Genomic DNA, 7,891 nt, shown 5'->3' with positions numbered 1-7,891 from the left:
ATGAAGTTATCAAACAAACAAAAGCAGTTTTTAAAAGGCGAAGCACACGCGTTAAACCCTGTTGTTCTTTTAGGTGCAAATGGCTTAACTGAGGGTGTACTTCTCGAAATTGAAAACGCGCTTGAAATTCACGAATTAATTAAGGTGAAAGTTCCTACAAGTGATCGTGAGACTAAAGCACTTATTTTTGAAGCAATCGTGCGTGAAACAGGTGCTATCAAGTTACAAACAATTGGCCACATTATCGTGCTATATAAACAAAGCGAAGATAAAAAGATCCAATTACCAAAAGGTTAATTCAATACAAATATCAACCTAATAAAAAACGCGCTTTAAGCGCGTTTTTTATTATATTGCTTTAATGTCATATCCAGAAAATCAGTTGTTAATTCATTTAAAATGCCCGCTTCTGCATTAATCATTAAGCTAAACCCCAATTCTAATCTCGGGATCACTAACAGATCCGCCCTATAACCTTGCACCCAACCACTGTGGTAATAAATGGTCTCACCTTTGTAGTCATAAATTCGCCAACCCAAACCATACTGCGCCTCTTTAAGGTTTGAACGCCAAACCCTGCGCTTTAATTCTTTTTTGGTATTTATTTGGGGTGTTGTTTGAAGTACTAAAGATTCCTTTGATAACACACTTGGATATTCCCCTAATTGTGCTTTTAGCCATTGCACCATATCACTGGCACTCGCATTCACGCCAGCAGCAGGTGCTACTTTATAATAATTAGGTTTCAATTTTGTAGTGTACCAGCGCTTTCTCGCTCTGACATGAGGATGGGCATAGTTATCATCTTTAGTCATTTTGCTTAAACCTAAACTGGCATTTTTCATGTTCAATGGCTTAAATAAAAACTCACTAAGCCAAGTGTCATAATCCATACGGGTTGATTGTTCAATTACATCACCAATTAAACTGAACATAACATTTTGGTAACCATAGCACCTTCCTGGTGAACAAATCGGTTCCACCTCAGCTAACTTGCTTTTGATCTTGTCATAAGACATACGAGATTCAATCAAGTTGTCGTAGGCATTTGGCACAAGACCACTGCTATGACTCAATAAGTGTGAAACACGCAGTTTCTTATCACGACTGTGAAAATGAAAATCTGGCAGATACTTATTCACAGTATCATCAAGCTTTAACAGACCCTCAGTGGCAAGTTTTGCGGCCAATGAACCTGCAAATGTTTTTGATACAGACGCTAAACGAAAGCGCGTATTATTATCGACTGGTTTACCACCAACACGTTTAGTTTTACCATAGCCATACGCAAATTCACCACCATCAACTTTAACAACAGAAAGGGCTGCACCTGGAATGCCTTTTTTCCGTAATTTGGCCACCATGGATTTCTTATAGCTTTGCACAAAACGATCGAACTCAAGAACTTGCCCAGCATTATCAAGACTATCGGCAGAGATAAAGAAATTAAAACTCAACAAAAATGAGAAAAACAAAAACCGCATATATCGCTATTCTCGGAATAAATACGCACATAGTTTAACAAGCATCTCGCAACGATGCTGAAAAAAATTATTAAATTATTCTAATTGCTACTAGCTAATACATTTTTTTACAGGTGAACTACACATTTACACATATAATACGTATTTTAGTAATCAGTACGTAACTCCTGTTAGTAAAACAATAATCTAATGAACAAACTCATAACGACACTAATTTCACTATGTATATTCGTTTCAGCGTCTAGCCTCGCGAGTAATCGCCTTTATGCCGACAACACACTTGAAACCAGCGATGGCTTTACCTGGGATTGGAGTTTTGGTGCAGGTTACTACATCGATAAACATTACCTACATGGTATTGATTATCAAGATGGACTCGAACTCAATATCAATGTAGCCATTAATTACGATAAATTTTATTTCGATGTCGATAATTCACAGCTCTCGGGTGGCTTGACCATTGGTTACAATTTAGTTGACAAATATGACTGGAGTTTAGATTTATTTGCAATTAATGCGCACGAAGGCTTTGATGAAACAGGCACCTTCTATGATGAAGATTCAGTGTACGAGTTACGCGGCATTAAAGAACGTGAAGACGATTTTAACGCAGGGCTTCGCCTTACCCGTAAAGAAAAAACCCACCAAGTCTCTTTTGAATTACTACAAGATATTTCCGGCGCGCACAAAAGTCTTTGGGCGAGTGGCTTTATTAGCACCATACAAGATTACCGAAATTGGGAATTCAGAGTTGGCTCTGGGCTTAATATCTATTCATCAGAATTTACCGGATACTACTTTGGTGTGGATGCTAGTGAAGCAATTGAAAATGTTCGCCCTGTTTACGACCCGAGTATTGCTTACAGTGTGACATTTGAATTTCATGCTGAATACCCTATTAGCGAAAATTGGGTATTTTTAGGTGGCTGGCTATCCTCATGGTATTCCAAAGAAATAAGCGACAGCCCGCTTATTAGCAACAGTTTAGTGCATAGAGCTAAGGTTGGCATTCGCTATGTATTTTAACCGGAAATTCGTTTTAATTAAGCTAAAGCTGATAGCACTTTTAGTGTTTACCAATACTAGTTTTGCCGATACTGAAAAACTGGTTAACAGCCCTTTTACTGTTCCTGAGCTCGCAATTTTCCCAGAAAAATGTGTTGCTCTAAGGCAAGGTAAACACTGCTACACAAAAATAAAATTTCAGTGGCATGCACCTATTCGTGGTGATTATTGTATTCGCACAGTCAGCGACCAAAAATTAATCCGCTGTTGGTATAATAGTACATTTGGTGAATTAGAAAGCGAATTTAACTCACCTGATGCAAAACGCTATGAACTGATTGAAATTGGTTCAGGCCAAGTAAGCAATCAAGTAGAAATGAAAGTAAATTGGGTTTACACAAATAAACGAAAAAAACGTCGATGGAGACTGTTTTAATGGATATTGCAAAAAAAATACTCTTAGTTGAAGACGACACGTCCCTTGCTCAATGGGTAAGTGAATACCTTGTTGAACAAGGATTTGATGTCGCCTTGTGCCAACGGGGTGATGAAGCGGTGCAAGCGGTTAAAAAGCATAACCCCGATTTGGTTTTGCTCGATTTAATGCTACCAGGTAAAGATGGCATGAGTGTATGTCGCGACTTACGCGTATTTTATCACCAGCCAATAATTATGATGACTGCCAAAGGCGATGAAATTGATGAAGTCCTCGGTCTTGAAGTAGGCGCTAGCGATTACGTTATTAAACCTGTTCGCCCGCGCGTATTGCTTGCTCGAATCAATGCTGTACTTCGGGAAAAGTCAGGCTCAAGCGATAACAGTAGCGATGAAATAAACATTGGCAGCTTGCAAATTGATACGCTTTCACGCGATGTATTTATGGATAAGCAAAAACTAGCGCTTTCCAACGCAGAGTATTCATTATTGTATTTCTTAGCATCAAATGCCGATCAAATTCTCGACCGAGACAGCGTGTTTTTGGCAACAAAAGGCCGTGAATACGATGGCTTAGACCGAAGTGTCGATGTGCTTATTTCTGCTCTTCGCAAAAAAATTGGTGATGACCCACAAAGTCCAAGCAAGATTAAAACAATCTGGGGCAAAGGCTACTTATTTGTCAGTCAAGCTTGGTAAATAATGAAAAAACTGTATATCAGCCTGATCACAGGTGCGTTAATTTCATCCTTTATCCTTGGTTGGCTGATAGATTCTTTGAGTGCACCGCCGAGTAATCAAGATAACTTTAAAGTTGAAAAGCAGATTCTCGCAGGGGTTGTGTCAGAAATAAGCCTACACCCTGCTGAAGAACATCAAGCTTGGTTAACGCACTTTGCAGCGGCAAGCCAATTTAGTTTAAGTTATCACAATAATGCCGAACTAGCCTTACCTATTGAACTTCACTCACAGCTGCTTATCCCAGGCGGCATAACCTTAGAAGATGAGTTAGGCTTTTATTTAATTCAAACTAGTGAAGCCTTAGCTGATCACCATATTCAACTACGTGTTGAAAAGCCCCCGATGCCAACAAACCGCACCGATTTATTTTTAACTGTAGGCTTTTACCTCGGCATTTGCATTTTTATGTGGTGGTGGCTAGCGCCCCTGACTAAAAGGCTGAGTTTATTAAACAAGGCAACCGCGCAATTTGCCAATGGTAATTTGGACGCCAGAATTAATTTAACTGGCCTCAGTTACATACGCGAACTAGAGACCAGCTATAACCGTATGGCCGATCAAATTCAGCAATTGATTGAAGAAAACCAATTGTTAGCGTCAAGCATGTCGCACGATATTCGCACGCCCCTTGCCTGTTTGCGCTTTGGCTTAGATGCTGCCATTGATAGCCAAGATCCGAGCAAAATTAAACATTATTTAGCACGAATGGAAAGCGATTTAGATCAAATGGAATGCATGCTAAATAGTTATTTAGAATATGCCACCCTTGAGCAAAAATCTTATCAAATATCGCCAACCTCGATTTCAAGTTCAGAGCTATTCGAAAACTGCTTTTACCAAGTGGAGCATAAGCTCAATTCGCAAGGAATTGAGTTAGAAATAAAAACTGAAAACCAAGCGCTTTACGTTGACCCCCATTGGCTTGCGCGTGCAATCGTTAACTTATTAATTAATGCAACCGATTTTGCAAAAACTAAGATTATCATCAGTACAACACAAACCCATGCAGATACCTTTATCGAAATTGAAGATGATGGCCCAGGTATTGATGACGCCAATCTCGATAATGTTTTGAAGCCATTTTTTCAGCAAGAAAACCATCGAAATCGCGCCGCTAAAAACTATGGCCTTGGGCTTGCTATCGTAGCGAAAGTAATTGCATGGCATTTTGGTGATATTAAAGTCGCTCGTTCGAAAGAACTTGGTGGTGCAAAGTTTACTTTACGCCTACCCCATCGTTGTCATTTGAAGAATAAAACAGGCACTTGGTAAGTGTTTTCATAACAATCGAAGAGCTTACTGCTTTTTAACTGATTTAAAATGCTAACTCTGTGTTTACAATTTTTTAAATCAATTGATCTAAATCAAGCAAACTCACTCTATTAATTTATTTCAATTTACAGTAGATTGGGCGGCAAATTAATAACGAGAAAAATATATGGGTGCTTCACGTGGAGAGTTTACCTCTCGACTAGGTTTTATTATGGCTGCAGCCGGGAGTGCTGTTGGTCTTGGCAACATCTGGGGATTCCCGACACAAACAGCAACGAATGGCGGTGCTGCATTTGTTTTAGTCTATTTAATTTTAGCGTTTTGTTTAGCCTACCCTGCTTTTATGGCAGAAATTTTAATTGGCCGTTATGGTCAAGCAAACGCTGTTACTTCATTAGAAAAAATATCACGTAGCCAAATACAAAAACGCTTTGCTTTTATAGTTGGTTTTGGCGGGATTGTGTGTGCTGCATTAATTTTAAGTTTCTATGGCATTTTAGCTGGCTGGATGACCTCTTACGCTGTTGAATCAGGTGCATCAATCATTGGTGCAACGAGCGTAGCTGAATGGGCTGTTAGCGACAGTATTGCGCGCAATATCTTTTTCTGTGCCGTGTTTATGTTTTTAACCGTGATTATTATCCGCAACGGTGTTGAAGATGGTATCGAGAAGTGGTCAAAACGCTTAATGCCAGCGATGATTGGCCTGCTTATACTACTGATCATTTACGTTTTAACACTCGACGGTGCAGATAAAGGCTTACAAGCCTATCTAAATCCTGATATATCTCGTGTGCTTGATCCTGATTTATTAATAAGCGCGCTAGGCCAAGCATTCTTCTCATTGTCACTTGGTACGAGTGTAATGGTGATTTATGGCTCATATATTTCTAAAAAAGAAAATATGGTGACAATTGGCGCGCAAGTAACCTTTATTGATGTCTCTATTGCCTTTTTAGCCGGTCTTTTAGTTATTCCCGCTATGTACGTTGCACTAGAGCAAGGGGTACAAATTTTCGCTGAAGATGGCAGTTTATTGGCAGGCCCTACACTTGTATTCCAAGTATTACCAAGCCTATTTGATTCAATGGGTCAGCTAGGTGTATTTGTCAGCTTAGCTTTCTTTATTTTAATGTCAATTGCCGCACTTACCTCGTCAATTTCTATGCTGGAAGGCCCTGTTTCGTACTTAGTAGAACGCCACAATATTGAACGTAAAACAGCCACTACGTGGACTGGTATTGGTATTCTGGCGATTAGTTTTGTGATTATTTTTAACATAGACACCATGCTTGATTTTGTTGCTACACTGGCAACGGAATATGGTCAGCCAATTATTGCTATGCTTTGCTGTGTTTTTGCAGGTTGGATTTGGCAGCGTAATTCGCTGATTGAAGAAATAAAGCAAGGCAACGAGCAAGTTGAATCAACATTGTTTTGGAAAATCTGGCCTTGGTATACGAAATTTGTATGCCCACTTGCTATTGCCGCTGTGTTTATTCACTCGTTTACTTAATCAAAATGAAAAAAGCCGATGCATAACATCGGCTTTTTTGTCTTTTCTATACAACTAATTAGCAATCATATGAATATGCGGTATGCCATCTTCAAGGTACTGCTCACCTTCTACCTTAAAGCCTTGCGCTAAATAAAAATCCACTAGATAACACTGGGCTGAAATTTCAATACCAAACTTTGAAAAGTGACTGGCACAAATATCTTTCGCGAGTGATACAACGGCTTGTGCTAAACCTTTTCCGCGATGAGATTGCTTAACCAATACACGACCAATAGCTGCACTGTTCTGATAACTTGTTTTAGGCGCTAAGCAACGTGCATAAGCCACTAACTCATTATTGTCATAGCCTAAAATATGACGTGTTTCATCGTGCATGTCTAAGCCATCGAGTTCCTCATATGGGCAGTTCTGCTCGACCACAAATACGTCTACTCTTAGCTTTAATAACGTGTATAACTCAAGTGTGGTCAATTCATTGAAGGTTTTACTGTAAAATTTAGTCATACCATTTTCCAAAAAAAAAAGGGGCACTTGCCCCTTTTTACAATGCTTAAACTCTTAACCAAAAATATGTTCAAGCTGATCACAAATTTGGCTTAAATTTACCTGGTCGTGTTCAATTGTTAGGTCTACATAACCATCTGAGCCGAACATACGGTCAATTTCAATAAGTACATGCGTTTTAAGTGCCTCAGGTACAAAAGAAAGCTCAACTTCTTTCGGGCCAAACACTTTTAAACCCGCTGGTTTATATTCTAATTCCTGATAACAGCCTGAGGTTGAATTGAAATTGGCAGTACGCAAATAGCCTTTTTCAACATCACTTTTAACCAGTTTGTAGCCCAATTTTTCCATTGCGAGCATAAAGGTTTTTACTGCTTCATTAGGGTAAACATAAACTGGGTCGCGATCTGTCGCATCAAGTGCAAAATCAATGTTTAAACCCGTGGCAATCCAAACAACACTTTGATTAATACCTTGTGAGATTTCGGTAATAGGTGTTTCTGAATGAAGACGTGCTTCAAATGGAATGCGTAACTCTTCCCCTGGTGTTAATGTACGCTGATCAACAATCGACCACTTTTCTAACACATGATCTGCAAAGTAATCGCCTTCATCTGACTCAACTTTTACTTTGGTCATTAGAGCTAACTCTAGCCCTGAAATATCCTGATCAACATCACCTGCATTGATGATAACTTCTGCTGAAAACTTTTGCCCTGGCTGTAAATGCTCAGTATGTAGCACAGTATCCACTTTTGCCGCACCAATACCGATAGATGCGAGAACTTTTTTGAACATATAACTCACCTTGTTCTTTATACTTATATTGCATATTAACCATAATTTTTCATGCTTGTCAGTTAAAATTTACGTTGTTAAGAGCGGATTAAGTTAGCATTGCTATGATACGCTTTTTTTTCATACATAGATT

General features: G+C 39.1%; 9 protein-coding genes. 6 read left to right on the top strand and 3 right to left on the bottom strand.

Annotated elements, in window-relative coordinates; translation table 11 throughout:
* Positions 1-297, top strand: a complete 297-nt coding sequence (yhbY, locus tag ABYD77_RS03650) for a ribosome assembly RNA-binding protein YhbY (protein WP_038640790.1) — start codon at positions 1-3, stop codon at positions 295-297.
* A gap of 35 nt (positions 298-332) precedes the next feature.
* On the opposite strand, the gene ABYD77_RS03645 is transcribed toward yhbY, so the two are convergent.
* Positions 333-1,484, bottom strand: a complete 1,152-nt coding sequence (locus ABYD77_RS03645; protein WP_372767091.1) for a serine hydrolase domain-containing protein — start codon at positions 1,482-1,484, stop codon at positions 333-335.
* Positions 1,485-1,673: 189 nt separating this feature from the next.
* On the opposite strand from ABYD77_RS03645, the gene ABYD77_RS03640 reads away from it, so the two are divergent.
* The 5 genes from ABYD77_RS03640 to ABYD77_RS03620 all read left to right on the top strand — a co-directional run bounded on the left by ABYD77_RS03640 (position 1,674) and on the right by ABYD77_RS03620 (position 6,453).
* Complete coding sequence (locus ABYD77_RS03640; protein ID WP_372767089.1) at positions 1,674-2,510, top strand: MipA/OmpV family protein; 837 nt, start codon at positions 1,674-1,676, stop codon at positions 2,508-2,510.
* A 43-nt stretch (positions 2,511-2,553) separates the two neighbouring features.
* Complete coding sequence (locus tag ABYD77_RS03635) at positions 2,554-2,925, top strand: DUF3019 domain-containing protein (protein WP_372767087.1); 372 nt, start codon at positions 2,554-2,556, stop codon at positions 2,923-2,925.
* The gene (locus ABYD77_RS03630; RefSeq protein ID WP_372767085.1) at positions 2,925-3,623 is read left to right on the top strand and encodes a response regulator; all 699 of its coding nucleotides are present in this window, start codon (positions 2,925-2,927) and stop codon (positions 3,621-3,623) included. The genes ABYD77_RS03635 and ABYD77_RS03630 overlap by 1 nt, the downstream gene beginning before the upstream one ends.
* Positions 3,624-3,626: 3 nt before the next feature.
* A complete protein-coding gene (locus ABYD77_RS03625; protein WP_372767083.1) occupies positions 3,627-4,937 on the top strand; it encodes an ATP-binding protein in 1,311 nt (436 codons plus the stop codon).
* Between the two features lie 166 nt (positions 4,938-5,103).
* Positions 5,104-6,453: a sodium-dependent transporter gene (locus ABYD77_RS03620; RefSeq protein WP_372767081.1), complete on the top strand. Its 1,350-nt coding sequence runs from the start codon at positions 5,104-5,106 to the stop codon at positions 6,451-6,453.
* A gap of 54 nt (positions 6,454-6,507) precedes the next feature.
* On the opposite strand, the gene ABYD77_RS03615 is transcribed toward ABYD77_RS03620, so the two are convergent.
* Entirely contained in the window at positions 6,508-6,960 is a 453-nt protein-coding gene (locus ABYD77_RS03615) for a GNAT family N-acetyltransferase (RefSeq protein WP_372767079.1), read from the bottom strand.
* Between the two features lie 54 nt (positions 6,961-7,014).
* Positions 7,015-7,758 (bottom strand): sporulation protein, encoded by a 744-nt coding sequence (locus tag ABYD77_RS03610; protein ID WP_372767077.1) that lies wholly within the window; start codon positions 7,756-7,758, stop codon positions 7,015-7,017.
* Positions 7,759-7,891: the final 133 nt, after the last annotated feature.

The organism is Pseudoalteromonas sp. (assembly GCF_041629635.1).
In the GTDB taxonomy this organism is placed as follows: domain Bacteria; phylum Pseudomonadota; class Gammaproteobacteria; order Enterobacterales; family Alteromonadaceae; genus Pseudoalteromonas.
Note: the sequence above shows the minus strand (reverse complement) of the source record. Positions and strands in the feature narration are given on the sequence as shown.